Annotated in this window: 22 protein-coding genes, 1 pseudogene and 1 riboswitch; of the genes and pseudogenes, 17 read left to right on the forward strand and 6 right to left on the reverse strand. The window is 65.9% G+C overall.

The features are described 5' to 3' along the window. On the reverse strand, positions 1-781 hold a 781-nt coding region (locus tag CLG85_RS15715; protein WP_311735003.1), incomplete at its 3' end, for a peroxidase family protein. A 268-nt stretch (positions 782-1,049) separates the two neighbouring features. Then, positions 1,050-2,042, reverse strand: coding sequence for an asparaginase (locus CLG85_RS15720; RefSeq protein ID WP_095881532.1), 993 nt, complete (start codon positions 2,040-2,042; stop codon positions 1,050-1,052). 433 nt (positions 2,043-2,475) lie between these two features. Then, positions 2,476-2,679, forward strand: a riboswitch (cobalamin riboswitch). Between the two features lie 96 nt (positions 2,680-2,775). Between CLG85_RS15720 and nrdH the strand changes: the two genes are divergently transcribed. The 4 genes from nrdH (at position 2,776) to nrdF (ending at position 6,608) form a co-directional block, all read left to right on the forward strand. Further along, positions 2,776-2,997 carry a glutaredoxin-like protein NrdH gene (gene nrdH, locus CLG85_RS15725; protein ID WP_095881531.1) on the forward strand — a complete coding sequence of 74 codons (222 nt, stop codon included), beginning with the start codon at positions 2,776-2,778 and terminating at the stop codon, positions 2,995-2,997. Positions 2,998-3,028: 31 nt separating this feature from the next. Further along, on the forward strand, positions 3,029-3,442 hold the full coding sequence (gene nrdI, locus CLG85_RS15730) for a class Ib ribonucleoside-diphosphate reductase assembly flavoprotein NrdI (protein ID WP_095881530.1): 414 nt from the start codon (positions 3,029-3,031) through the stop codon (positions 3,440-3,442). Further along, positions 3,427-5,550, forward strand: coding sequence for a class 1b ribonucleoside-diphosphate reductase subunit alpha (nrdE, locus tag CLG85_RS15735; protein ID WP_095881529.1), 2,124 nt, complete (start codon positions 3,427-3,429; stop codon positions 5,548-5,550). Before nrdI ends, nrdE begins: the two co-directional genes overlap by 16 nt. Positions 5,551-5,633: 83 nt before the next feature. Then, positions 5,634-6,608 (forward strand): class 1b ribonucleoside-diphosphate reductase subunit beta, encoded by a 975-nt coding sequence (gene nrdF, locus CLG85_RS15740; protein WP_095881528.1) that lies wholly within the window; start codon positions 5,634-5,636, stop codon positions 6,606-6,608. 147 nt (positions 6,609-6,755) lie between these two features. Here nrdF and CLG85_RS15745 read toward each other — a convergent pair whose 3' ends face one another. Continuing rightward, positions 6,756-9,056, reverse strand: coding sequence for a FepA family TonB-dependent siderophore receptor (locus CLG85_RS15745; protein WP_095881527.1), 2,301 nt, complete (start codon positions 9,054-9,056; stop codon positions 6,756-6,758). A gap of 263 nt (positions 9,057-9,319) precedes the next feature. Beyond that, complete coding sequence (locus CLG85_RS15750) at positions 9,320-9,499, reverse strand: hypothetical protein (protein WP_141244491.1); 180 nt, start codon at positions 9,497-9,499, stop codon at positions 9,320-9,322. Here CLG85_RS15750 and CLG85_RS15755 point away from each other — a divergent pair. The 4 genes and pseudogenes from CLG85_RS15755 to CLG85_RS15770 all read left to right on the forward strand — a co-directional run bounded on the left by CLG85_RS15755 (position 9,498) and on the right by CLG85_RS15770 (position 13,262). After that, positions 9,498-10,466: a TRAP transporter substrate-binding protein gene (locus tag CLG85_RS15755; RefSeq protein ID WP_260349566.1), complete on the forward strand. Its 969-nt coding sequence runs from the start codon at positions 9,498-9,500 to the stop codon at positions 10,464-10,466. The genes CLG85_RS15750 and CLG85_RS15755 overlap by 2 nt on opposite strands. Before the next feature lie 132 nt (positions 10,467-10,598). Beyond that, positions 10,599-11,060 (forward strand): annotated as a pseudogene (locus CLG85_RS15760) (TRAP transporter small permease); the annotation flags it as partial. 138 nt (positions 11,061-11,198) lie between these two features. Further along, positions 11,199-12,524, forward strand: a complete 1,326-nt coding sequence (locus tag CLG85_RS15765) for a TRAP transporter large permease (protein WP_176476527.1) — start codon at positions 11,199-11,201, stop codon at positions 12,522-12,524. A 54-nt stretch (positions 12,525-12,578) separates the two neighbouring features. After that, positions 12,579-13,262: an aspartate/glutamate racemase family protein gene (locus CLG85_RS15770; protein WP_260349568.1), complete on the forward strand. Its 684-nt coding sequence runs from the start codon at positions 12,579-12,581 to the stop codon at positions 13,260-13,262. Here CLG85_RS15770 and CLG85_RS15775 read toward each other — a convergent pair. Further along, positions 13,259-13,948 carry a TetR/AcrR family transcriptional regulator gene (locus CLG85_RS15775; protein WP_095881523.1) on the reverse strand — a complete coding sequence of 230 codons (690 nt, stop codon included), beginning with the start codon at positions 13,946-13,948 and terminating at the stop codon, positions 13,259-13,261. The two genes, CLG85_RS15770 and CLG85_RS15775, sit on opposite strands and share 4 nt — an antisense overlap. Before the next feature lie 186 nt (positions 13,949-14,134). On the opposite strand from CLG85_RS15775, the gene CLG85_RS15780 reads away from it, so the two are divergent. The 5 genes from CLG85_RS15780 (at position 14,135) to CLG85_RS15800 (ending at position 19,826) form a co-directional block, all read left to right on the forward strand. Then, positions 14,135-15,028, forward strand: coding sequence for a shikimate dehydrogenase (locus CLG85_RS15780; protein ID WP_095881545.1), 894 nt, complete (start codon positions 14,135-14,137; stop codon positions 15,026-15,028). A gap of 11 nt (positions 15,029-15,039) precedes the next feature. Beyond that, entirely contained in the window at positions 15,040-16,050 is a 1,011-nt protein-coding gene (locus tag CLG85_RS15785) for a DctP family TRAP transporter solute-binding subunit (protein WP_095881522.1), read from the forward strand. A gap of 63 nt (positions 16,051-16,113) precedes the next feature. Continuing rightward, positions 16,114-16,644: a TRAP transporter small permease gene (locus tag CLG85_RS15790; protein WP_095881521.1), complete on the forward strand. Its 531-nt coding sequence runs from the start codon at positions 16,114-16,116 to the stop codon at positions 16,642-16,644. Between the two features lie 4 nt (positions 16,645-16,648). Next, the gene (locus CLG85_RS15795) at positions 16,649-17,923 is read left to right on the forward strand and encodes a TRAP transporter large permease (RefSeq protein ID WP_095881520.1); all 1,275 of its coding nucleotides are present in this window, start codon (positions 16,649-16,651) and stop codon (positions 17,921-17,923) included. Positions 17,924-17,936: 13 nt separating this feature from the next. Then, a complete protein-coding gene (locus tag CLG85_RS15800) occupies positions 17,937-19,826 on the forward strand; it encodes a bifunctional sugar phosphate isomerase/epimerase/4-hydroxyphenylpyruvate dioxygenase family protein (protein WP_095881519.1) in 1,890 nt (629 codons plus the stop codon). A gap of 68 nt (positions 19,827-19,894) precedes the next feature. On the opposite strand, the gene CLG85_RS15805 is transcribed toward CLG85_RS15800, so the two are convergent. Then, on the reverse strand, positions 19,895-20,797 hold the full coding sequence (locus tag CLG85_RS15805; protein WP_095881518.1) for a nucleoside hydrolase: 903 nt from the start codon (positions 20,795-20,797) through the stop codon (positions 19,895-19,897). Between the two features lie 888 nt (positions 20,798-21,685). On the opposite strand from CLG85_RS15805, the gene CLG85_RS15810 reads away from it, so the two are divergent. The 4 genes from CLG85_RS15810 to CLG85_RS15825 all read left to right on the forward strand — a co-directional run bounded on the left by CLG85_RS15810 (position 21,686) and on the right by CLG85_RS15825 (position 24,762). Beyond that, complete coding sequence (locus CLG85_RS15810) at positions 21,686-22,411, forward strand: competence/damage-inducible protein A (RefSeq protein WP_095881517.1); 726 nt, start codon at positions 21,686-21,688, stop codon at positions 22,409-22,411. Between the two features lie 123 nt (positions 22,412-22,534). Continuing rightward, on the forward strand, positions 22,535-23,260 hold the full coding sequence (locus CLG85_RS15815; RefSeq protein ID WP_095881516.1) for a GNAT family N-acetyltransferase: 726 nt from the start codon (positions 22,535-22,537) through the stop codon (positions 23,258-23,260). A 4-nt stretch (positions 23,261-23,264) separates the two neighbouring features. Next, positions 23,265-23,834, forward strand: coding sequence for a peroxidase-related enzyme (locus CLG85_RS15820; RefSeq protein ID WP_095881515.1), 570 nt, complete (start codon positions 23,265-23,267; stop codon positions 23,832-23,834). Then, positions 23,806-24,762, forward strand: a complete 957-nt coding sequence (locus CLG85_RS15825) for an OmpA family protein (protein WP_095881514.1) — start codon at positions 23,806-23,808, stop codon at positions 24,760-24,762. The genes CLG85_RS15820 and CLG85_RS15825 overlap by 29 nt, the downstream gene beginning before the upstream one ends. Positions 24,763-24,777: the final 15 nt, after the last annotated feature.

Raw genomic sequence — 24,777 nt, forward strand, 5'->3', positions numbered from 1 at the left:
CCGCGGTTTCCTCGTCGTTCATCGCCATGCGGGCAAAGGTCTCGCGGACCATGGCGGCGGTGCGCATCGGGTCGGGCTCGCCGTTGACCCCTTCCGGGTTCACGTAGATGAGGCCCATCTGCACGGCCGACAGCGGGTTCTCCAGCGAGGCCGGGTTCTGCATGTCACCGTAGCGGCTGTCGGAGGGCGCGAGCCATTCCTTCTCGGCGCCCCAGTAGACGTCCTTCTCGGGGTGCCAGATGTCCTCGCGGCCGAAGCCGAAACCGAAGGTCTTCAGGCCGGCGACCTCATAGGCGATGGTGCCCGAAAGGATCATCAGGTCGGCCCAGCTGATCTTGTTGCCGTATTTCTTCTTGATCGGCCACAGGAGGCGGCGGCCCTTGTCGGTGTTGACGTTGTCCGGCCAGCTGTTCAGCGGCGCGAAGCGCTGGTTGCCGGTGCCGCCGCCACCGCGGCCGTCGGCGAGGCGGTAGGATCCTGCCGCGTGCCACGCGACGCGGGCGAACATGCCGACGTAGGAGCCCCAGTCGGCGGGCCACCACTCCTGGCTGTCCTTCATCAGAGCGCGCAGGTCGTTCTTCAGCGCCTCCACGTCGAGCGATTTCACCTCTTCACGGTAGTCGAAGTCCGGCCCCATCGGGTTGGTCTTGAGATCGTGCTGGCTCAGAATGTCGAGGTTGAGGCCCTTGGGCCACCAGCTGGTGACCGAGGTTCCGCTCTCTGTCAGGCCGCCGTGCATCACCGGGCATTTGCCACCGGTATCGACGTCGTTTCCGTCCATATCAATTCTCCCATAGGATGAGCATCCTTGTGCGGGACGAGGCAGGGCAGCGGGCGAAAATCTGGACCGTTGGCCCATCTGGTGCCGCCGCCGAGGTTCCTCCTGCACCGGCAGTCTAACCAGAGGGCCTGTCAGGGTCAGGTGATTCGTACGCGTTTACGTTGCGCCTGCGGCGGTCGGCCGCGGGCGCATATATATATTTACGATGTAACAAATTGAGCACAGAGCGAGCGACGGACCTGTCCGGGCACTCGCCCGTGCGGAGCGGTCAGACCCTTGCGATCGCCTCGGCAATGGCCTGCATCCGCCCTGCCCCTTCGGGCAGCAGCGGCAGCAGCGCGGCAAGCAGCAGGCGGGCCTTGGCGGCGCTGAGATCGCCGGAGAGGATCGCCCCCGCCTCGACCATGGTCACGCCGCCGCTGTCGGCGCCATAGATGGCACGGGTCCGCCCCTCGGGGCAGCGGGTGGCAAGGATCACCGGGATGCCCGCGGCGACGAGCTTGCGGGTGGCCTCGGCGAAGCCCTTGGGCGCGTTGCCGCGACCGAAGGCCTCGATCACCACGCCCGAGACGCCGCTTGAGGCACACCACTCCATGTAGCGCGGCGTGCTGCCGAGCCCGAGCGCCATGAGCTCGACGTTCGGATCCAGAGACGGCGTTTCGATCACATGACGCGGGCGCGCCGGGCGGGTGTAGAGATGCACCTCGCCCTCGTCGACCTCGCCGAGCTTGCCGTGGCCGTTCGACCGGAAGGTGTCCACGCGCGAGCTGTGCACCTTGCTGACGTAGCGCGCACCGTGGATCTCGCCCTCGAAGACGATGACCGCGCCGACGCCGGTCAGCTCGGGGCTTGCGGCGCAGAGCAGCGCGTCGCTCATGTTGCGCGGCCCGTCGGTGTCGGCCTGACCCGCGTGGCGCTGCGCGCCGGTGAAGACCACCGGCTTATCAGACCCGACGAGGAGCCGCGCGAGGAAAGCGCTCTCCTCCATGGTATCGGTACCATGGGTGACGACCACGCCATCAACGCCGGCCTCGGCGAGCCGCGCATCGATGTGGCGGCAGAGCTTGTGGATGGTCTCGAGCGTCAGCGCGTTGCTGCCCGCGGCCTCGATATTGTCGACTTCGACGGTGATCCCCGGCAGCGGCGCGTGCAGACTCTTCAGGAGCGCATCGCCGTTGAGCCCGGCGGTCACGGCGCCGCCCTCGGTCTTTGCGTAGGAGGCGATTGTGCCGCCGGTGGCGACGAGAACGATATGGGGCATGCGGACCTCCTGCGGGGCGGAACTGACGGTGCGTGACGCCTGCATAGGCGCGCGAGCGCGCGAAAGCCAGATGGCTTGGCGGCGGGTGCCTGTCCGGGGGTTTGCGGAGGGAGGGAGGATGCGGCGGCCCCAAGGGAGGAGGAGAAGGGCCGCCGCCGATTTCCGGGGCTGAGGGAGGAGGAGAAAAACCCCGAAAAAATCCTTGGACGCGTTGCCGCGTCGACAGGAGCACATTTAGGCGCCTGCCCCGGGCCGGACAATGCACATTCCTGCAGGGCCGACTTGTCGAGAGTGCATGGCGCGTGGAACCCCCTGAAAATACCCGGTCCGTGGCAGCCAACCGTGGCCGACTTGCTGCACTCGCGGCCGACACGAATTTTTTTGAAGTCGGGCTCGCACAACAGCATATTGACGCATCAGCGGCATCCTGTTCTAGATATAGTTGCTTTTCGGTTCATCGAGTCGGGCGACGGCCCGGCGCGGCGCTAAGAGGGAAATCGGTGTAACACCGGTGCTGCCCCCGCAACTGTAAGCGGCGAGTGAAGGCCCAATGAGCCACTGGGGACCCCCCCCGGGAAGGCGCGGCCGGACCCACGACCCGCCAAGCCAGGAGACCTGCCGAAGGCCTGACTGAATGACCACGAACGGAGGGTTCGGGGCGTGCGAGGACCGCGGCAGGCGCCAGGCCTGTGCGGTGACGCGTCCCCGCCTTCGCAGCTGAGGACGCAAGAGCATGATCACCGTCTACTCGAAACCCGCCTGCGTGCAGTGCACCGCCACCACCCGCGCGCTCGACGCCAAGGGGCTGGACTACAACGTGATCGACCTCACCGAGGACGACGCGGCCATGTCGCTGGTCACCGAGCTCGGCTACCGCCAGGCGCCCGTCGTGACCTTCGGCGAAGACCACTGGTCGGGCTTCCGCCCGGACCTGATCGCCCGCCTCGCGAGCTGATCGCGGCGGGATCGGCAACAAGGGATCGGCCATGTCGGGGCTCGTCTATTTCTCCTCTGCCAGCGGCAACACCGCGCGTTTCGTCGCCAGCCTCGGCCGGGCGGCGCTGCGCATCCCGGTGTCGCCCAAGGAGCTGACGCCCGAGCCCGGTGATCCCTTCGTGCTGATCTGCCCGACTTATGCCGATGGCGAAGGCCGGGGCGCGGTGCCCAAGCAGGTCATCCGCTTTCTCAACGACCCGTCCCGCCGCGCGCTGCTGCGCGGCGTGATTGCCGGCGGCAACCGCAACTTCGGCGAGACCTTCGCCCTTGCCGGCCGCGTCATCGCGCAAAAATGCAACGTCCCCCTGCTCTATTCCTTCGAGCTGGCGGGAACGACCAAGGATTTCGCCCGCGTCAACGACGGGCTCGACGCTTTCTGGGGGACCCCATGCTTGACCGCCTGAACGAGACGCTGGATTACCACGCGCTCAACGCCATGCTGAACCTCTACGATGCGGAGGGCAACATCCGCTTCGAGGCCGACCGGATGGCGGCGCGGCAATACTTCCTGCAGCACGTGAACCAGAACACCGTGTTCTTCCACTCGCTGACGGAAAAGCTCGGCTACCTCGTCGAGGAAGGCTACTACGAGGCCGAGGTGCTGGAGCAGTACCAGCCCGCCTTCCTGCAGAAGATCTGGGATGCTGCCTTTGCCAAGAAGTTCCGCTTCCCGACCTTCCTCGGCGCGTTCAAGTATTACACCTCCTACACGCTGAAGACCCGCGACGGGAAACGCTTCCTCGAGCGCTACGAGGACCGCGTGGTCATGGTCGCGCTGGCACTGGCGCGCGGCGACGAGGGACTGGCGATGTCCTTCATGGAAGAGATCCTCTCGGGGCGGTTCCAGCCCGCCACGCCGACCTTCCTCAACGCCGGCAAGAAGAGCCGGGGTGAGCTGATCTCCTGCTTCCTGCTGCGCATCGAAGACAACATGGAAAGCATCGGCCGGGCGATCAACTCGTCACTGCAGCTGTCGAAGCGCGGCGGCGGCGTCGCCCTGATGCTGACCAACATCCGCGAGGCCGGCGCCCCGATCAAGGGCATCGAGAACCAGTCCTCGGGCGTCATCCCGGTGATGAAGCTGCTCGAGGACAGCTTCTCCTATGCCAACCAGCTCGGTGCACGTCAGGGCGCGGGCGCGGTGTATCTCAACGCGCACCACCCCGATATCCTCAAGTTCCTCGACACCAAGCGCGAGAACGCCGACGAGAAGATCCGCATCAAGACCCTCAGCCTTGGCGTGGTGATCCCCGACGTGACCTTCGAGCTCGCCAAGCGCAACGAGCCGATGTACCTCTTCTCGCCGCATGACGTGCAGAAGGTCTACGGCGTGCCCTTCTCCGAGATCTCGGTCACCGAGAAATACGAGGAGATGGTCGAGGACAAGCGCATCCGCAAGACCAAGATCAACGCCCGCGCCTTCTTCCAGACGCTGGCCGAGATCCAGTTCGAGAGCGGCTATCCCTACATCATGTTCGAGGACACGGTGAACCAGATGAACCCGGTGGACGGGCGCATCACCATGTCGAACCTCTGCTCCGAGATCCTGCAGGTGTCCGAGGCGTCGGAGTTCAACGACGACCTGAGCTATTCCAAGCTCGGCACCGACATCTCGTGCAACCTCGGCTCGATGAACATCGCCAAGACGATGGACGGCCCGGATTTCGGCGCCTCGATCGAGACCGCGATCCGCGCGCTGACCGCCGTGTCGGAGATGTCGGCGATCGACTCCGTGCCCTCGATCCGCCGCGGCAATGACGAGAGCCGCGCGATTGGCCTTGGTCAGATGAACCTGCATGGCTACCTCGCCCGCGAGCACGTGCACTACGGCTCGGACGAGGGGGTCGAGTTCACCTCGGTCTATTTCGCCGCCGTTGCCTATCACGCGCTGCGTGCCTCCTGCGCCATGGCGCGGGAAAAGGGCATGACCTTCAAGGGGTTCGAGAAGTCGAAATATGCCGACGGCAGCTTCTTCGACAAATACGTCACCCGCGACTGGCTCCCCGAGAGCGAGACCGTCAGCAAGCTCTTCGACGGCATTGCCCTGCCGACCCGAACGGATTGGGAAGCGCTGAAATCGGACGTCATGGAGTATGGGCTCTACAACCGGAACCTGCAGGCGGTGCCGCCGACCGGCTCGATCAGCTACATCAACAACTCGACCTCCTCGATCCACCCGATCGTGTCGAAGATCGAGATCCGCAAGGAAGGCAAGATCGGCCGCGTCTACTACCCGGCCGCCTTCATGAACAACGAGAACCTCGAGTATTACCGCGATGCCTACGAGATCGGCCCCGAGAAGCTCATCGACACCTATGCGGCGGCGACCGAGCACGTCGACCAGGGCCTGTCGTTGACGCTGTTCTTCCCCGCCGAGGCGACCACGCGGGACATCAACCGCGCGCAGATCTACGCGTGGAAGAAGGGGATCAAGACGATCTACTACGTGCGCCTGCGTCAGACCGCGCTGGAAGGCACCGAGGTGCAGGGCTGCGTTTCCTGCACGCTCTGAGCTGACTTGTGGAACATGAGGCGCGCGTGCGCGCGCGCCGAACGAGACAAGGACCGCAGGGTCCACGAAAGGGATGATCCGCGATGAAGGACACCGTCACCTCCCCCGCAGTGCCGCGGGCGATCAACTGGAACCGGCTGCAGGATGAGAAGGACCTCGAGGTCTGGAACCGCCTCACGGTGAACTTCTGGCTGCCCGAGAAGGTGCCGCTGTCGAACGACGTGCAGAGCTGGGCGACGCTGACCGACGCCGAGAAGCAACTGACCATCCGCGTCTTCACCGGCCTGACGCTGCTCGACACCATCCAGAACTCGGTCGGCGCGCCGGCGATGATGCCCGATGCGCAGACCCCGCATGAGGAGTCGGTGCTGACCAACATCGCCTTCATGGAAGCCGTGCATGCGCGCAGCTACAGCTCGATCTTCTCGACCCTCTGCTCCACGCGCGAGGTCGACGAGGCCTTCCGCTGGTCCGACGAGAACCCGCATCTGCAGGCCAAGGCCAAGGCAGTGCTGGAGACCTACGCCGCCGGGGCCGACCCGCTGAAGCGCAAGATCGCCTCGGTCTTCTTGGAAAGCTTCCTGTTCTACTCGGGCTTCTACCTGCCGATGTACTGGTCGAGCCGCGCCAAGCTGACCAATACCGCCGACCTGATCCGCCTGATCATCCGCGACGAGGCGGTGCACGGCTATTACATCGGCTACAAGTTCCAGCGCGCGCTGGAGCGCGAGAGCGCCGAGCGCAAGGCCGAGCTGAAGGATTACGCCTTCTCGCTGCTGTTCGAACTCTACGAGATCGAGGCGCGCTACACCGAAGAGCTGTACGACGGTATCGGGTTGAGCGAAGAAGTGAAGGCCTTCCTCCACTATAACGCGAACAAGGCCCTGCAGAATCTTGGTTTCGAGGCGCTTTTCCCGCCCGAGGCAGCCGAGGTGAATCCGGCGATCCTGGCGGCGCTGAGCCCCGACAGCGAGAACCACGACTTCTTCTCTGGCTCGGGCTCGAGCTACGTCATCGGCAAGGCCGTGGCCACCGAGGACGAAGACTGGGACTTCTGATCCCCGCCTCATTCGTTGCTAGCCGCGGGCGGTTTCTCCGCTCGCGGCTTTTTTTGTGCCTGGCGCAGACCTGGCACCTAAGACAACATGAAGCGCCGCCCGCAAGATTCGGGCGACGCTTTGTTTTTCCATTTCGAAGTTCGGCGATCAGAAGGTCTTGGTCAGACCGAAGTAATAGGCTCGGCCCGGCTCGTTATAGGTGTTCGCCCCGTCGCCCGAGCGCAGGATCTCGGTGTCGAAGACGTTGGTCACCCCGGCCTTGAGGTCGAAGCCGTTGTCGAACTGGTAAGTCATCCCGAGGTTGACCAGCGTATAGGGGTCGCGGTCCTCGACGTCGTCCTGAGCATAGCCGGTGGACGCGCTGTATTCGGTCGCCTCGATTGCGCCGTAGTGGGTCAGCGAGGGAATGAGACTGAACTTGTCGTTCACGTTCCAGGTCACCGCGGCATTGATCGTGTAGTCGGGAACCAGCGACAGCGGCACGTCGACCTCGATGTCGTCAAAGCTTTCGCCATCCGAGTTGGTGCCGCCCTTGATCTTCAGCTTCTGGCTCGACTCGATCATGTAGGTCCCGTTGACCGCCAGCGAAACCCGATCGCCGAAGGGCATGGAGAAGCTGCCCTCGAGCCCTTCGACCGTCGACTCGGGGATGTTTTCCCACTGGTAGAGCCGCGCCGTGCTCGAGCCCACAAGCGTTGTCCCGACCTGTTCGGTGCCCGCCTGAATCTTGTTGCGGTAGTCATTGTGGAAATAGGTCAGCGTCGCGTTGATGCCGTTCAGGCCGGCATAGGCCACGCCGATTTCCGAATTGATCGAGGTTTCGGGATCCAGATCGTCGTTGCCCAGCACGTAGCAGGGTCCGTCGCCGACATAGGGGTAGGGGCAGCCATTGCCGCGGGTCGTATAGACGTAGGTGTCCGAGAGCTGGTAGAGCGTCGGCGCCTTGAACGCCCGGGCGACGCCGCCCTTGACCGTCCACTCCGAGTTGACCGCGTAGGAGGCATTCAGCCCGCCCGACCAGTTGTAGCCAAAGCTGTCGGCCCAGTCGACGCGCACCGAGGGGGTCAGCGTCAGCCGGTCGGTCCACTCGATGTTGTCCTCGAGATAGAGGCCGAGGGTCAGCTGCTCGGTGATCTCGTCGCCCGAGGCGGAGTCGATGCTCCCGTCATCGGTGGTGAGCGACGAGAAGGAGCTGTAGTCGCCGAGGTCGAGCCGCTCGTAGCGCGCTTCCGCGCCGAGTGTCAGCGCCGAGGGGCGGCCGAGGAAGCTGCGGTCGATGTAGGTCTCGGACTTCGCCGCGATAGCGTCGAGCAGCGCTGTATCCCACTCGTCGGTCGCGTTGATCATACCCTCGGAGCCGCCGGCCGGACCCTCGGTCAGGCGGGTGTTGTCGGTGTGCTCGTACTGCAGGTAGCTGCGCGTCTCGCCCCATCCGTAGCTGCCGTTGTGGGTGATCGCGGCGGTGTAGCGCTCCATGACGTTGGTCTCGTCGCCGTCCTCGGCGAGATCATCGACAATCGTGCCGCCGCTCTCGGTCAGACCGCTGCCGAGCAGCTTGTCGCCAGCGTAGATGTTGCCCTGCCGCGACCAGCCGAGATCGAAATCAAAGCTGTTGCGGTCACTCGGCGTCCAGCGCAGCAGCAGCGAGGCATCCTTGTTCACCACGCCCTCGCTGCCCGCATCGTACCCACATTCGGTTTCAGCGCCGGTGCGGTCGGTGCAGGTCTCGCCCTCGATGGTCTCGGCGTTGAGCTCGGGGTCATCTGCGTCGGTCTTGTTGTAACTGCCCGAGAAGCGCAGCGAGAAGTCGTTGTTCAGCTTCTTGGCCCAAAGCAGGTTGTAGCGCTGGGTCGCACCCTCGAGGCTGCTTTCGGGCACGTCGAAGAAGGTGCCGAGCTGCAACAGGTCCTCCTCCGGGGCCTTGGTGATGATGTTCACCACGCCGCCCGCTGCGCCCGAGCCATAGCGCGCCGCCGCCGGGCCGCGGATGACCTCGATGCGATCCACCATCTCTGCGGGGACCCAGTTGGTGTCGCCGCGGGTGTCGCGCTCGCCCGAGCGGCCCATCTTGACCGAGGTGCGCGACAGCACCGGCTTTCCATCGATCAGGATCAGCACGTTCTCCGGACCCATGCCGCGGATGTCGACCTGGCGCTGGTTGCCGCGCTGGCCCGAGGGTGAGGTGCCACTGAGATTCACGCCGGGCATCTTGCGGATGATCTCGGCCACATCGTTGACCACGGGCTGCTTCTCGATGTCCGCAGCGGTGATCGTCGACGTGCCGAGCGCCTGCTTGATCTGCTCCTCGGCGGTCAGAACGATGGTGCCGAGTTCGTAGCCGCTGTCGTCGTCAAGGATGAGGTCCTGCGCCAGTGCCGGGGTCAGCGGGGCGGCGGACAGGAGAAATACGGCTGTGCCAGAGGCAAGCCGTGCACGTACGGATGCCATGAGCGATCCTCTCTACGCTGAAGGTTTCACGATGTCTTGAGGGTCGCTGGCGGAAGCTGGCGCGGCGAAGCAGAACCATCTTCGCTCCGCTACCGCAATATTCCAGACAAAATCACTCAGTTTAGTGTCGCATTTCTACAACAAGGCGCGATCCTTCGTGCAGCCCCCGCGCTTATGGCCGTGGTTGTGGCCGCCTTGGGTGGTTCCGCCTGCGGTTGCGTCTCTGCACGGTCCGGACACTGCCTTTGCGTCAGCCTTCAGGGTCATGGCGCATCCGCGACGCAAAGGGCGATCACCCATCCGCGTGCCGCCGATGCAATTTCGCCCGTTCCATTGCCGCGCAACTTCTGCAAACGTGATTGCAAAATCTTTCCGCCGGGGCCCACATAGACCGGATCGGGAACGGATAACAAAACCCGAAAAACCACAGAGAGGTACATCATGAAACTCACCGCAGCCGCGTTCCTGACGCTGACCACCGCGCTGGCCGGCGCCGCCTCGGCCGAGACCTGGGACATGCCGATGGCATACCCCGCCAACAACTACCACACCGAGAACGCGCAGATCTTCGCGGATGCGGTCAAGGAATGCACCGGCGGCGAGCTCGAGATCGTCATCCATGCCGGCGGCTCGCTGTTCAAGGGCGACGAGATCAAGCGCGCCGTGCAGCTTGGCGAAGCGCAGATCGGCGAGCGGCTGCTCTCGGCCCATGCCAACGAGAACGCGGTCTTTGCCTACGATTCCATCCCCTTCCTCGCGACCTCCTTCGAGGCCTCCGAGAAGCTGCGCGCCGCCGCAGAACCGGTACTCGCCAAGGTGCTCGAGGCGCAGAACATCGTGCCGCTCTACTCGGTGCCCTGGCCGCCGCAGGGCCTGTATTTCTCCAAGCCCGTTGACAGCCCCGAGGCGATGGAAGGCACCAAGTTCCGTGCCTACAACTCGATCACTGCGCGCGTGGCAGAGCTCGCCGGCATGGTGCCGACGCAGGTCGAGGCGGCGGATCTCAAGCAGGCTCTGGCCACCGGCGTCGTCTCGGCGATGATCTCCTCGGGCGCCACCGGGGTGGATGAAAGTGTCTGGGAAGACATGACCAACTTCTACGACGTGAAGGCCTGGCTGCCGCGCAACACCGTCTTCGTCAACAAGGACGCGCTCGACGGCCTGTCGGACGCGGCACGCACCTGCGTGCTCGACGAGGCGGCTGCCGCCCAGACCCGCGGCGCCGATAAGGCCGCTGAACTGGCGGGCGGCTTCGTCAAGACGCTGGCCGACAACGGCATGGACGTGAACCCGCCGAGCGAGGCAATCACCGCCAAGCTGCAGGAGATCGGCGAGACCATGACCGCCGAATGGCTGGAGAACGCGGGCGAAGAGGGCAAGGCCATCGTCGACGCCTACGAAGCCCAGTAAGCACGGTCGATGCAGACGCGGGGCGCCCCGGCAGGTCCGGGGCGCCGACCCCGCCGCCCGAGCCGCGGAGCGCGTCCGCGCAGTGCTGACAAAGCCATGACGTCACATACAGACATGGGAGGCCGCGACGCGATGACTGCCGGCTCCACCTTGCGCCGCCTCACCGACGGGCTCTACACACTCTCCGGCTTCGGGGCAGCGTTGGCGCTGGTCTCGATCCTCTGCCTTGTCGTCGCCCAGATGGTCACCCGCTGGACCGGCGTGCTGTTCCCCGGCGGCGCGAACTATGCCGGCTATGCCATGGCCACGGCATCCTTCCTGGCGCTGGCCGACACGTTCCGGCGCAACGAGCACATCCGCGTCGGCATGCTGGTCGAACGCGGTGGCGCCTGGCGCCGCGGCATCGAGATCTGGTGCTACACCGCAGGCGCGGCGGTCGCGCTCTTCTTCGCCTGGTACGCGGTGAAGGCGCCGATCCTGAGCCACAAGATCAACGACATCAGCCAGGGCCAGGATGGCACCCCGCTGTGGATCCCGCAGATCGCCATGGCGGTCGGCGCGGTGCTGCTGGCCATCGCGGTGATCGACAGCCTGCTGGGGCTGCTCTTCACCGAGAAGATGGGCGTCGATGCCCCGCGCAAGCCGATGCTGCGCGATGCGCTGGGATCGACGAAGGCCCGTCTGGCCATGCTCGCGGCAAGCGCGCTGGTGCTCTACGCCGCCGTGCACCTAATGACCGGCTTCGACCGCGACGCGGTGGGGCTGAAGATCGGCATCTTCCTCTTCGTGCTCTTCTTCCTGCTGGGTTCCGGCCTCTGGGTCGGGCTGGCGCTGATGGGCGTGGCCTACATGGGGATGATCGGCTTCACCCCGCGCAACCCCGGCAGCTCGATGAGCATCACCGTTTGGTCCTCTTCCTCGAGCTGGACGCTGACCTCGCTGCCGCTATTCATCTGGATGGGCGAAATCCTCTATCGTACAAAGCTTTCCGAGGACATGTTCAAGGGGCTTGCGCCCTGGCTCTCGCGCTTCCCCGGAGGGCTGCTGCATTCCAACGTGGTGGGCTGCACGGTCTTCGCGGCGGTCTCGGGCTCCTCGGCGGCGACGCTGACGACCGTGGGCAAGATGTCGATCCCCGAGCTACGCAAGCGCGGCTACCCCGAGTTCATGATCATCGGCACGCTCGCGGGTGCCGCGACACTCGGGCTGATGATTCCACCCTCGCTGACGCTCATCGTCTATGGCGTCACGGTGCAGCAGAGCATCACCGGGCTCTTCATGGCGGGCGTCATTCCCGGCATCGTGCTGGCGACGATGTTCATGGCGTACATCGCGATCTGGTCGGTGGTGCGCAAGGACCAGGCTCCCGAACCCGAGCCGCACACCACCTTCGCCGAGAAGCTGCGCGCCTCGACGCTGCTGATCCCGGTGATCGTGCTGATCCTCGTGGTCATCGGCTCGATGTATCTCGGCATCGCCACGGCGACCGAGGCCGCGGCCTTCGGCGTCATCGGCGCGCTGGTGCTGGCGGCGCTGCAGGGCTCGCTGAGCTGGGAGGCCTTCCGCCAGAGCCTGATGGGGGCCACCCGCACCTCGGCGATGATCGCGCTGATCCTGATGGGGGCGAGCTTCCTGACGCTGGCCATGGGCTTCACCGGCGTGCCGCGCGCGCTGGCCGGGGTGATCGCCGCATGGGAGCTCTCGCCGGTCGCGCTGATCGCGGCGCTGACGGTCTTCTACATCATCATCGGCATGTTCCTCGACGGCATCTCGGCGGTGGTGCTGACCATGGCGATCATCGAGCCGATGATCCGCGCGGCGGGGATCGACCTCATCTGGTTCGGCATCTTCATCGTCGTGGTGGTCGAAATGGCGCAGATCACCCCACCGGTCGGCTTCAACCTCTTCGTGCTGCAGGGGATGACCCGCCACGACATGAGCTACATCGCCCGCACGGCGCTGCCGATGTTCCTGATCATGGTGCTGATGGTGGGCGTGCTGGTGGCCTTCCCCGGCCTCGCCACCTGGCTGCCGGACATGGTGCAGGCCAAGCAATGATCCTCTCCGGGGGCACGCCCCCCGCGTGCCCCCCGGACTATCCCGAGGTGACGCATGTCCCCCTTCATCGGCATCCTCAGCCTCGACACGCGCTTTCCGCGCATCCCGGGTGATGCGGGCAATCCCGAAAGCTACCACCTGCCCGCCCGTGTCCGCGTGGTGCCCGGCGCGGGCAGCCCCGACATCGTCAAGGATGGCCGACCTGCGCCTGCTTTGGTCGAGGGGTTCCGCAGCGCCGCCGAAGAGCTGGTGTCACAGGGTGCCTGCCTGATCACCTCGACCTGCGGCTTCCTGATCACCGTGCAGCGCGAGATCGCCGCGGCCCTGCCCGTCCCGGTGCTGCTGTCGGGTCTTTGCCTCTTGCCCACTGTGCGGCAGATGGTCGGAGGGCGCCCGGTGGGCGTGCTCACCGCCTCGGCCCCGGCCTTGGGGGATGCGGCGATCCGTGCCGCCGGGGCCGCGCCGGAAGACGTGCGGATCGGCGGACTGCAGGACTGCCCCCTTTTCGCCGAGACCTTCCTCGCCCCCAAGGACCGCCAGCACGGTGCCTTCGATCCGGCGCAGATGCAGGCCGAAGTCTGCCGCGCCGCCGAGGCGCTCGTCGCCCGCTCGCCCGAGATCGCCGCCATCGTGCTCGAATGCGGCAACCTGCCGCCCTATGCCGCGGCGCTTCGGCGGGTCACCGGCAGGCCGGTCTTCTCGATCCTCGATGCCGCGCGGCTGGTGCCCGGGCCTTAGGCCAGCGCGGGATCCGCCGGACACAGCGCGTCGAGCTGACTCACGTCTTTCAGTACCGAGGCAAGGATGCCGCGCACCGCCGTGCGCCGCAGCAGCGCCTGCCCCGCCTCGTCGAACAGCTCCGGCCCGAAGTTGGTGGAGAAGGTCGCTCGGTTGGCGACGTTGAAGAAGCTCACCGCACTGATCTGCCAGTGCAGCGCGACCGGCGAGATGTCCGGGCGGAAGAGCCCCGCCTCGCAGCCCGCGCGGCAGATCCGCTCGACCACGCCGATGGCGCGCTCGTTCTTCGCCGCCAGCGCGTGCATCTTTTTCATGTGCCGCGCATCGTGGATGTTCTCGATCATCACGAGGCGGATGAACTCGGGGTTGCGGCGGTGGTGGTCGAAGGTGAACTCCAGCAGCGCCCGCAATGCCACGTCGGGCCGCAGCCCCTCAAGATCGAGCTCCGACTCCCCACCCCGCACCTCGGCGTAGCAATCCTCGAGCACCGCCTCGTAGAGCGACTGCTTGTCTTGGAAATAATAGAAGATCATCCGCTTCGAGGTCTTCGTACCCGCCGCGATGTCCTCGATTCGCGTCCCCGAGAGGCCCGTCCGCGCAAACTCGGCCCGTGCCACCCGCAGGATGTCGGCTTTCACCGCCTCGGGGTTCTGCTTCCATTTCCGCGACTTCTCGGGACCTTCCATTGGCTTTCTCATGCTCCTCCGCCTCAAGGCAATCCTACAGTCCTAACCGGTAGGTTCAATTCTCTTGACAATTTAACCCGCGGGTTCAATGTTGCAACAAATTAACCCGGCAGTTCAAAGCTCCGGGGCCCGGCCGCAGCGACGCGGCCCATCACGGCGAAGGGGGGAGAGGCCGCTTTGGAAAATGTGCTGACACGGGAAGACTGCCTGCTGGCCGGCCTGATCGGTCAGGGTATCGCGCTGTCGCGCACACCTCTGATGCAGATGCAGGAAGCCCGGGCGCAGGGGCTCTTCTCCAGCTACAAGAAACTCGACATGGATGCGCCCGAGCGCGCTGGCATGACGCTGGCGCAAATGGTGCAATCGGCCGAAGCCGCGGGCTTCGACGGGCTGAACATCACCTACCCCTACAAGATCGAGGTCATCGCCCTGCTCGACGAGCTGAGCGAAAACGCCCGCGCCGTGGGCGCGGTGAACACCGTGGTGTTCCGGGGCGGAAAACGCATCGGTCACAACACCGACATGTGGGGCTTTGGCGAGAGCTTCCGCCGCGGGCTCGACGGCGCGCGCACAGGCCACGCGCTGCTTCTGGGCGCCGGCGGCGCGGGCGTCGCGGTGGCCAATGCGCTGGCGGAATGCGGCGTGCAAAAGCTGTCGATCTTCGACACCGACCCGGCGCGGGCCGAAGCGCTGGCGGCGCAGGTCGCCTCGAACTTCCCCGCAACCCGCACCCAACCCGTCAGCGACATCGCCGCGCTCTTTGCCGAGGACAAGCCGAACGGCGTGGTCAATGCGACTCCGATGGGCATGGCCAAGCTGCCGGGGATGGCGATCGACGCAGCGTTGATCGATGGCGATCTCTGGGTCGCCGACATCGTCTACTTCCCGCTTGAAACCCAGCTCATCGCCACCGCGCGCGCCAAGGGGTGCCGGGTGCTGCCGGGCTCGGGCATGGCGGTCTTCCAGGCGGTCCGCGCCTTCGAACTCTTCACCGGGCGGCCCGCCGATCCGGTTCGCATGAAGGCGACCTTTGACGCCTTCGATCTGCCCGCGCAGGACGCGGGCACACAGAAACGCTAAGGGAGGAACTCATGCGTTCGATCACCAAAACCCTTCTCGCCGCCACCGCGCTCTGCGGCGGCCTCGTTGCCAGCACCGCCGGAGCGCAGACCCTGCGCGTCGCCCACGTCGACCCCGACGACTGGACCGGCTCGAAGAAAGGCGCCGCGGCGCAGATCTTCAAGAACATCGTCGAGAGCGAATCCGACATGACCGTGGAGATCTTCCCGGCGGGCGCACTCGGCAACGAGGACGAGCTCGTCGCGCAGGTGCAGGACAACCTGACCCAGGTCGCGCTGATCTCGGGCGCCATGTCCAAGGTCTGCCCGGCGGCCTCGGTGCTCGACATTCCCTACACCTTCTCCTCGGCGACCGTCGCCTGGGACGTGCTCGACGGCCCCTTCGGTGACGAGCTGGCGCAGCACTGCCTCGAAGAGACCGGCCTGCGCACCCTCGCTTACGGCGAGACCGGCTTCCGCAACTTCACCAACAACTCCCGCGAGATCAAATCGCCCGACGACATGGCCGGGCTGAAGTTCCGCGTGCAGCCGATCCCGCTCTACGTGGAAATGGTCAAGGGCCTCGGCGGCGAGCCGACCCCGATCGCCTGGACCGAACTGCCGAACGCGCTCTCGACCGGCGTGGTCGACGGCCAGGAAAACCCGGTCGGCGTGATCTACAACAACGGCCTGCACAAGCTGCAGAAGTACATGACGCTCGACGGCCACGTCTATGCGGCGGACTTCATCGTGATCTCGGACGAGTTCTATGACATGCTCGAGCCGGCGCAGCAGGAAGTGATCCGCAAGGCCGCACGCGTCGCCGGCACCATGGGCCGCGCGATCCAGCAGTGGAACACCGCCGAGGGCGTAGGCAAGGCACAGGCAGAGGGCATGCAGGTCTATGCACCGACCTCGGACGAGATTGCAGCCTTCGCCGAAAAAGCTCAGCCCGCGGTGGTCGACTACCTGCGCGGCGAGCTCGGCGATGACGCCGAGTGGATCGACCGACTGCAATCGGCCGTTGCAGACGCGACCCAGTAACACGGCATGACATCCGGCCGGGCCCGCCCTGCGCGGCCCGGCCTTTCCTTTGGAGGAGCCAAGATGGATCGTCTCATCCGCGGCGCAAGGGGGGTCTTCGCCTTCGGCGCAGGTCTCAGCATGGCGCTGGTCTTCATCATCATCTTCGTCAACTCGCTGCGGCGTTACGCCGTGGGGCGCTCCGTCCCGTGGGGCGAGGAGTTGCCGATCTACCTGACGATCTACGGGGTGATGTTCGGCCTGGCGCTGGCCTATCTTGGCGACAACCACATCCGCTTCACCGTGGTGTCGGACATGCTCCCGAAGCGCGTCCGCCACTGGTTCTTCGTTGCCGCAGACGCTGTCGGCGTCGCAACGGGCATCGCGCTTGGCTACGCCGGACACGTCTTCGCCCTGCGCCGCGGCGACGTCGCCTCCTCCGGGCTCAAGAGCACTGCCGATGCGCTGGCGCAGAGCACCGGCATCGAGGCGCTCACCTGGCTCGGCAAGGTCGGCCCCTATCAATATGCCATCGCCTTCGGCGGCGCGCTGCTCGCGATCGCGGCGGCGCTGAAACTCATGCAGCGGCTGTCGGGCCGCGCCGCGGAGGTCTGATCCCATGGTCTACATCATCCTGATCGGTGGCCTGCTGGCCGGGGCCCCCATCGCGGTGGCCATCCTCGCGGCGCTGCTCTTCTTCATGGGCACCGGCGAGGCGCCCTACACGCTGCGCATCGTGCCGACCGAGATCTTCAAGGGTCTCAACTCCTTCCCGCTTCTGGCCATCCCGCTTTTCGTGTTGGCCGGCGAGCTGATGAACGAGAGCGGCATCACCGGGCGGATCATCGCCTTTGCCAACGTGCTGGTGGGCCGCATGCGCGCCGGTCTCGCGCTGGTCAACATCTGGGCCTCGGTGATCTTCGCGGGCCTCTCGGGCTCGGCCGTGGCCGACACCTCGGCGATCGGCCGGGTGTTCATCCCCGAGATGGAAAAGCATGGCTATGACCGTGCCTATGCCGCCGCGCTAACCGCAGCCTCCTCGGTGATCGGCCCGATCATCCCGCCGTCGATCCCGGTGATCATCTACGCGCTGATCGTCTCGGGCGTGTCGGTCCCGGCGCTCTTCCTTGCGGGCGTGGTGCCCGGCATCCTGCTCGCGATCTTCCTGTCGGGCTACGTCATGATGACCGTCAAGATCGACAAAGGTCACGAGGCCGCTGGACTTGGTGGGCCGTCGAACGGCCAGGCGCTGCTGCAGGGCATCCTGCCGCTCCTGATGCCGGTGCTGGTGGTGGGCTCGATCCTGCTCGGCATCGTGACCCCGACCGAGGCCGCGAGCTTCGCGGTGGGCTATGCGCTGATCCTCGGACTCTTCGTCTACCGCAACATCCGCCTCTCGGCCTTGCCGCGGATCTTCTCGGGCGCGATGCGCGACAGCGCGGTGATCCTGATCATCATCGCTGCGGTCTCGGCGGCGAACTGGCTGCTGACCTACAACCGCGTGCCGAACATGTTGACCGACTGGGTTCTTGCCAACGTCGACAGCAAGACCACCTTCCTACTGGCGGTGATCGTGCTCTTCCTCTTCGTGGGCCTCTTCCTCGAAGGCATCGCCGCGATGCTGGTGCTGGTGCCGATCCTGCACCCGATCGCCGTGTCGATGGGCGTCGATCCCACGCACTTCGGCATCCTGGTCATCTTCAACCTGATGATCGGCCTGATCACCCCGCCACTGGGCCTGTGCCTTTTCGTCGCCGAAGGCGTGGCGAACGTGGGCATGGCCAAGCTGATCCGCGCGATCATGCCGTTCTTCTTCGTCGAGGTGCTGGTCCTGTTCATCCTGACCTTTGTGCCCCAGACTGTCATCTGGCTGCCGCGCGTGCTCGGCTACTGAGGAGGCAAACCCCATGAAAACCGCGATCGCCACCGTCTCGATCTCGGGCACCCTGCCCGAGAAGCTCGAGGCCATCGCCGCCGCAGGCTTCGACGGCGTGGAAATCTTCGAGCAGGATTTCATTGCCCATGATGGCGGCGCGCGGGACGTGGGGCGGATGATCCGCGACCACGGGCTGGAGATCCCGCTGTTCCAGCCCTTCCGCGACTTCGAATGCCTGCCCGAGCCGCTGCGCTCCAAGGCCTTCGACCGCGCCAAGCGCAAGTTCGACGTGATGCAAGAGCTGGGGACGGATCTCATCCTCATCTGCTCGTCGGTGCACCCGCGCTCGCTGGGCGGCATCAAGCGGGCCGCGGGCGATCTTGCGGAACTGGGCGAGATCGCCAAGGAGCGCGGCATCCGCCTCGGCTACGAGGCGCTGGCCTGGGGCCGTCACATCAACGACCACCGCGATGCCTGGGAAATCGTGCGCCAGGCCGATCATCCCAATGTCGGGATCATCCTCGACAGCTTCCACACGCTCGGCCGCAAGGTCGACCGGGAGTCGATCCGCGCTATCCCCGGCGAGAAGATCTTCTTCGTGCAACTCGCCGACGCTCCGGCGATCGACATGGACCTGCTCTACTGGTCGCGCCACTTCCGCAACATGCCCGGCGAAGGCGATCTCGAGGTGCAGCGCTTCATGCAGGCGGTCATGGCGGCGGGCTACAGCGGGCCGATCAGCCTCGAGATCTTCAACGACCAGTTCCGCGGCAGCAACGCCCGCGCCACCGCGCAGGACGGCTACCGCTCGCTGATCGCGCTGATGGACGACGTGCGGCGCGCCGAACCCGAGACCAAGATCGACATGCCCGCCATCCCTCCCCGCGTGCGCGCCGAGGACGTGAGCTTCGTCGAGTTCGCCGCCCGCGGTTCCGAGGTCGAGACGCTGACCGCCATGCTGCGCACGCTGGGGTTCCGCAACGCCGCGAAGCACCGCAACAAGGCGATCACCCTCTGGCAGCAAGGTGACGTGCGCATCGTGGTGAACTCCGAGACCGAGGGCCATGCCGCCCACGTCTGGAATACGCGGGGGCTGTCTGTCTGCGACATTGGCCTGCAGGTGTCCTCGGCGCATGACACCGTAACCCGCGCCAATGCGCTCGGCTCGCCGACCTTCTCGCAGCCCACCGGCCCGGGCGAGCTCGCCATCCCGGCGATCCGCGGTCTCGGCGGTTCGGTGCTACATTTCATCGACGGCACCAGCGGTCTTGGCGAGGTCTGGGACGTGGAGTTCGAGGCACTGCCGAACGGAAAGGACGAAGGCGCGGGCATCACCCATGTCGACCATCTCGCGCAGACCATGTCCTACGAGGACATGCTGAGCTGGACGCTGTTCTACAGCTCGCTTTTCGACATGCGCAAATCGCCCATGGTCGACGTGATCGACCCCGACGGCCTGGTGCGCAGCCAGGTGGTTGAAAGCGCCGCGGGCCGCCTGAAGATCACCCTTAACGGTGCCGAGACCCACCGCACGCTGGCGGGCCGCTTCCTCGCCTCCACTTTTGGCGCCTCGGTGCAGCATATCGCACTCTCGACCGAAGACATCTTCGACACCGTGGCTCGGATGGGTGGCCTCGGCTTCCAGCCCCTGCCGATCCCGGGCAACTATTACGACGATCTGGCCGCGCGCTTCGACATGCCCGACGGGCTGCTCGACAAGCTGCGGGCCGGGAACATCCTCTATGATCGCGAGGGCGAGGCCGAGTTTTTCCAGGTCTACAGCCGCGCCTTCGCGGGCGGCATGTTCTTCGAGATCATCCAGCGCGGCCCGGGCTACAAGGGATTCGGCGGGCCGAACGCGCCCTTCCGCATCGCGGCGCAGAAACGCCTCGGGCCGCCGAAGGGAATTCCGCAGGCCTGATCCCGGCAGTCGCGCAAATGCAAACCGCCGGTCCAGCAATGGTCCGGCGGTTCTGCTTTGCGAAGGGTTCAGCCGCCGAAGCTCTCGATGAAGCGGCGCTTGATGTCGGCCCCGTCGCAGTTCAGCGCAACGCCGATGTCAGGGCGGCCGGTGGCGCGACGGGTGCGGCCGATCTCGGGCCCCTCCAGCACCACGTCCAGCGGCGTGTGCTCGAGCCCCACCAGTTCGGGCATGACGCAGGCCATCACCGCCAGAGGATCGTGCAGCCCGCAGCCCTCGGCACCAACGGTGCGGTAGAACTCGAGGTAGAAATGGCTCATCTCGCGCAGGAAGGCGCCGTGCTCGGGATCGCGCCGCTCCAGTTCCTCGAAGTCCTCGGCAGTGAGCAGCACTTCCATGGTCACGTCGAGCCCGATCATGCGGATATTCGCCCCGCTCTGCAGCACGATGTCGAGCGCATGCGGGTCGTGGTAGGTGTTGGCCTCGGCATAGGGGGTGATGTTGCCGCGCGCGTCGAGCGCCCCGCCCATGAAGACGATTTCGCGCAGGTTGGTGGCGAATTCGGGATCGAGCGCGATGGCGTCGGCGACATTGGTGATCGGCCCGATCGGGCAGAGCACCAGCTCGCCCTTGTGCTCGCGCGCCATGCGCACAAGGAACGCGGCGGCGCTTTCATCGATCTTGCTGCCTTTCGGGCTCATCTCGGGCAGATGGCCGAAACCCTCGGGCCCGTGCACGTGGTGGCTCGGGGTGAAGGGCGGCAGCTGCATCGGCTTGCCCGCGCCCTCGGCCACCGGGATGTCGAGCCCGGCGCGCTCGACCAGGTAGAGCGCGTTGCGGGTGGCCTGCTTCACGGTGACATTGCCGAAGACGGTGGTCAGCCCCAGCAGCTCGATCTGCGGGTGCGCGGCGGCGTAGAGAATTGCCAGCGCGTCGTCGACCCCGGGGTCGGTATCGATGATGAGTTTCATGTCTGCCTCGGTCTCGTACGGCCGAGGCGGCGCCCCGGCAGGATATCGGACAGGCTTACCCTTCCGCGGCGGACAAGGAAACCGCCGAGATGCAGAGGATCGGATCAGTTATCGACTGACAGTGCAGACTGGGATCGGGGGCTGGGAGAAGGCGGGAGGTGCGGCGATCCCAGGGAGGAGGAGAGGGATCGCCGCCAATTTCCGGAACTCAGGGAGGAGGAGAGAGTTCCAGGAAACCCGTTGACGCATCGCTGCGTCGTGAAGTGAAATTAGCCATTTTCACCGTCGCGAACAATGCACAGGATTGCAGACCCGCTCTGAGCTGAGCGCATGGCGGGCCTGACGGCGCGCGCAATGAACAGCGATGCTCACCGAAGCGCTTCGGGTCCTTATTCGCGGCCGTTTCCGAATCTTCCAGCTGCTCGGCGTGGCAGGCGTATCTGCGACCGGAAATAATTGCTCACGAAATGAGCAACTGCCCCTGAGAACACTGCGACAAATGCGTCGGCACCGCCATTTTGCGAGGACGCCGCTTGCGTTGTCTGACAGCATATCTTGTAAGAAAAGTATCCGGCCGCCCCAACACCTCCCAAGGGGCGACCGGATCGCTGAAGATGGCTACTCCTCCCAAAGCGCCATCTTCCTGGTCGGCCTGCCGGACGTAGCATCCGGTTGGCCGACCCAAATTCCGTTGCCCACAACACATGAAGATTCTGTAACTGTCCAGCGGATTTTTGCGCAGGTCTCTTGAACCGCGGGCTCCGCACTCCCATGGGCGCCGGTCGTGACGCCACCCTGCACTGGAAAAGCAAAAGGTTCAGAGGGGTTTGAAAGCGCCGGGCCGAGGCCTATACCAAGGGCGACAGACGCCACTAGGAGTGCAGGACCATGGCCAACCCCACCGCTGCAATGCTGGTCATCGGGGATGAAATCCTCTCGGGCCGGACCCGTGATTCCAACATGCATTACCTCGCGCAAGCGTTCACCAAGCAGGGCATCGACCTGCGCGAGGCGCGCATGGTCTCGGATGAGAAAAAGGCGATCGTCGGCGCGGTGCAGGCGTTGAGCGCCGCCTACGACCATGTCTTCACCTCGGGCGGCATCGGCCCGACTCATGACGACATCACCGCGGATGCTGTGGCCGCGGCGTTTGGCGCCTCCATCGGAGTGCGGCAGGACGCATATGACCTGCTCGCCGCGCACTACCAGCGCCAGGGGGCCGAGTTCAACGAGGCCCGCCAGCGCATGGCCCGCATTCCCGAGGGCGCGACGCTGATCGACAACCCGGTCTCCATCGCCCCCGGCTTCACCATCGGCAACGTGCACGTGATGGCCGGGGTGCCCGCGGTCTTCGAGGCGATGGTTGCGAGCGTGCTGCCGACCCTGACCGGCGGCGCGCCGCTGCTGTCGCAGTCGCTCCGCATCCAGCGCGGCGAAGGCGAGATCGCCGGGCCGCTCTCGGCGCTGGCCGCCGAGTTCTCGGACCTCTCGATCGGCTCCTACCCGTTCCAGAAAGACGGAGTCTACGGCGCGAACATCGTCATCCGCGGCTCCGAGGGCGCGCGGGTTGATGCGGCAATGACACGTCTCGCCGCGCTCTTTCCCGAGAGCTGAGCCCCCGCCCCGCCGCAGCGATTGCCCTCAGGCACCGCTGCCGCCATAGATAGGGACAAAGACCGTAACCCGTTCCGGCCCGCGCGCGCCCTGCCCGCGCCGCGACCCCGGCAGAGTGCAAGAATGACGCCTGACCTTCCCCGCCTTTACGCCACGCTCGACACCACCTGGCCTGCCGCTTCCACGGTGGCCGCCGGCCCCTGGCTGCTGCGCGAGGGCGGCGGCGGCGGAAAGCGGGTGTCCTGCATCACCGCCGAGGACGGCTGGAGCCCGGACGATCTGCAGGCCGCCGAGCAGGCGCAGCGAATGATGCGGCAGGAGCCGCTCTTCATGATCCGCGCCGGCGAGACGGCGCTCGACGTGGCGCTGGAGTCGCGCGGCTACGAGATCATCGATCCGGTGAACCTCTGGGTCTGCAAGATCGGCCTGCTCACCGAGACGCCGCCACACCGGATGAGCGCCTTCGCCCTCTGGGAGCCGCTGGCGGTCATGCGCGAAATCTGGGTGGCGGGCGGCATCGGCCCTGCCCGCGTCGGCGTGATGGAACGCGCCAGGGTGCCGAAGACCGCGCTCTTCGGACGGGTCTCGGACAAGCCCGCGGGCGCGGGCTATTGTGCCATCCACGACGGCATCGCCATGGTTCACGCGCTCGAGGTCCTCGAGGCGCACCGCGGCAAGGGTGTTGGCACCGCCATGATGCGCCGCGCCGCGGTCTGGGCCGAAAGCAGGGGCGCGCGCTACATGTCGCTGGCCTGCCTCACCGACAACGCCGCTGCGAACGGGCTCTATGCTTCCCTCGGGATGGAGCTTGTGGGACAGTACCACTACCGCATCAAGCCCGGAACCTGAGCGCATGACCAAGGACCTGCCCACAGCCCTCGACCTGCCGATGGTCGTTCCGCTTCCCGAGCGGACACAGAAATATTTCGATGTCTGCGAGGAGAAGCTGGGTATGGTGCCGAACGTCCTGAGGGCCCATGCTTTCGACATCGCCAAGCTCGATGCCTTCACCGGGCTCTACAACGAACTGATGCTTGCGGACTCGGGGCTGAGCAAGCTCGAGCGCGAGATGATCGCCGTGGTGGTCTCGTCGATCAACCGCTGCTTCTACTGTCTTACCGCGCATGGCGCCGCGGTGCGCGCGCTTTCGGGCGATCCGAAACTGGGCGAGATGCTGGTGATGAACTGGCGCGTCGCCGACCTTAACCACCGTCACAGGGCGATGTTGCATTTCGCCGAGAAGATGACCAAGAGCAGCGCCGAGATCGCCGAGTACGACCGCGAGGCGCTGCGCGACGCGGGCTTCTCCGAGCGCGACATCTGGGACATCGTCAACGTGGCGGCGTTCTTCAACATGACCAACCGGGTGGCCAGCGCCACCGACATGCGGCCGAATGACGACTACCACGCGCAGGCGCGCTGAGCGCCTTCTCCCCGGGGTGGTGCTGGCGCTCGTCGCCGCCCTGCCGGCGCAAGCCTTCGAGCTCGCCCTGCCCGGCTCGGCCAAGCTCGCCGAGGAGCGTATCACCGATCCCGGCAGCTACGCCGTGCCGGTGGCCCCCTGGACCGAGATGGAGGGGCTGCTCACCGACACCGTCGAGGGCCGCATCCAGCGGCAGGCCTGGCGGATCGAAGCTACGGGGCTCACCGTATTGCAGATCATGGCGCCGCTGCGCGCGCAGCTCGAGGAGGCCGGATGGGAAATCCTGCTCGATTGCGCCGCGCGCGCCTGTGGCGGCTTCGATTTCCGCTTCGCCACCGAGGTGATGCGCGGCCCGGCGATGTACGTTGACCTCAGCAGCTACCGCTACCTCTCGGCGCGCAGCCCCGAGGGCGCGTATCTGACCCTGCTGGTCAGCCGCAGCCCCGCCGCGGGCTTCGTGCAGGTGATCCGGGCCAGCGTCGCGGCGCCTGCGGGCATCCCCTCGCCGGAAGCGGCCGGAGGCACTGAGCCGGTGATCGCCAGCAGCGCGCCGGATCTCATCCAGACGCTCGAGGCGCAGGGCCATGCGGTACTGGGGGATCTGACCTTTGCCAGCGGCGCGGATGAGCTGGAGCCGGGCGACATCGCCTCGCTCGACGCGCTGGCCGACTACCTTGCCGCCGACCCGGCCCGGCGGGTGCTTTTTGTCGGGCACACCGATGCCACCGGCTCGGTCGCGGCCAACGTCGAGATCTCGCGCCGCCGCGCGCGGGCCGCGCGGAGTTACCTGCTGGAAAGGGGCGTGCCCGAAAGCCAGATGGAGGCGGATGGCGCGGGCTATCTCTCGCCCATCGCCAGCAACCTCACCGATGCGGGCCGCGAGGAGAACCGCCGGGTCGAGGTCGTGTTGCTGCCCGCGGTGGAGTGAGCGCCGCGGTCGTCG

The organism is Alloyangia mangrovi (assembly GCF_002300555.2).
GTDB lineage: Bacteria > Pseudomonadota > Alphaproteobacteria > Rhodobacterales > Rhodobacteraceae > Salipiger > Salipiger mangrovi.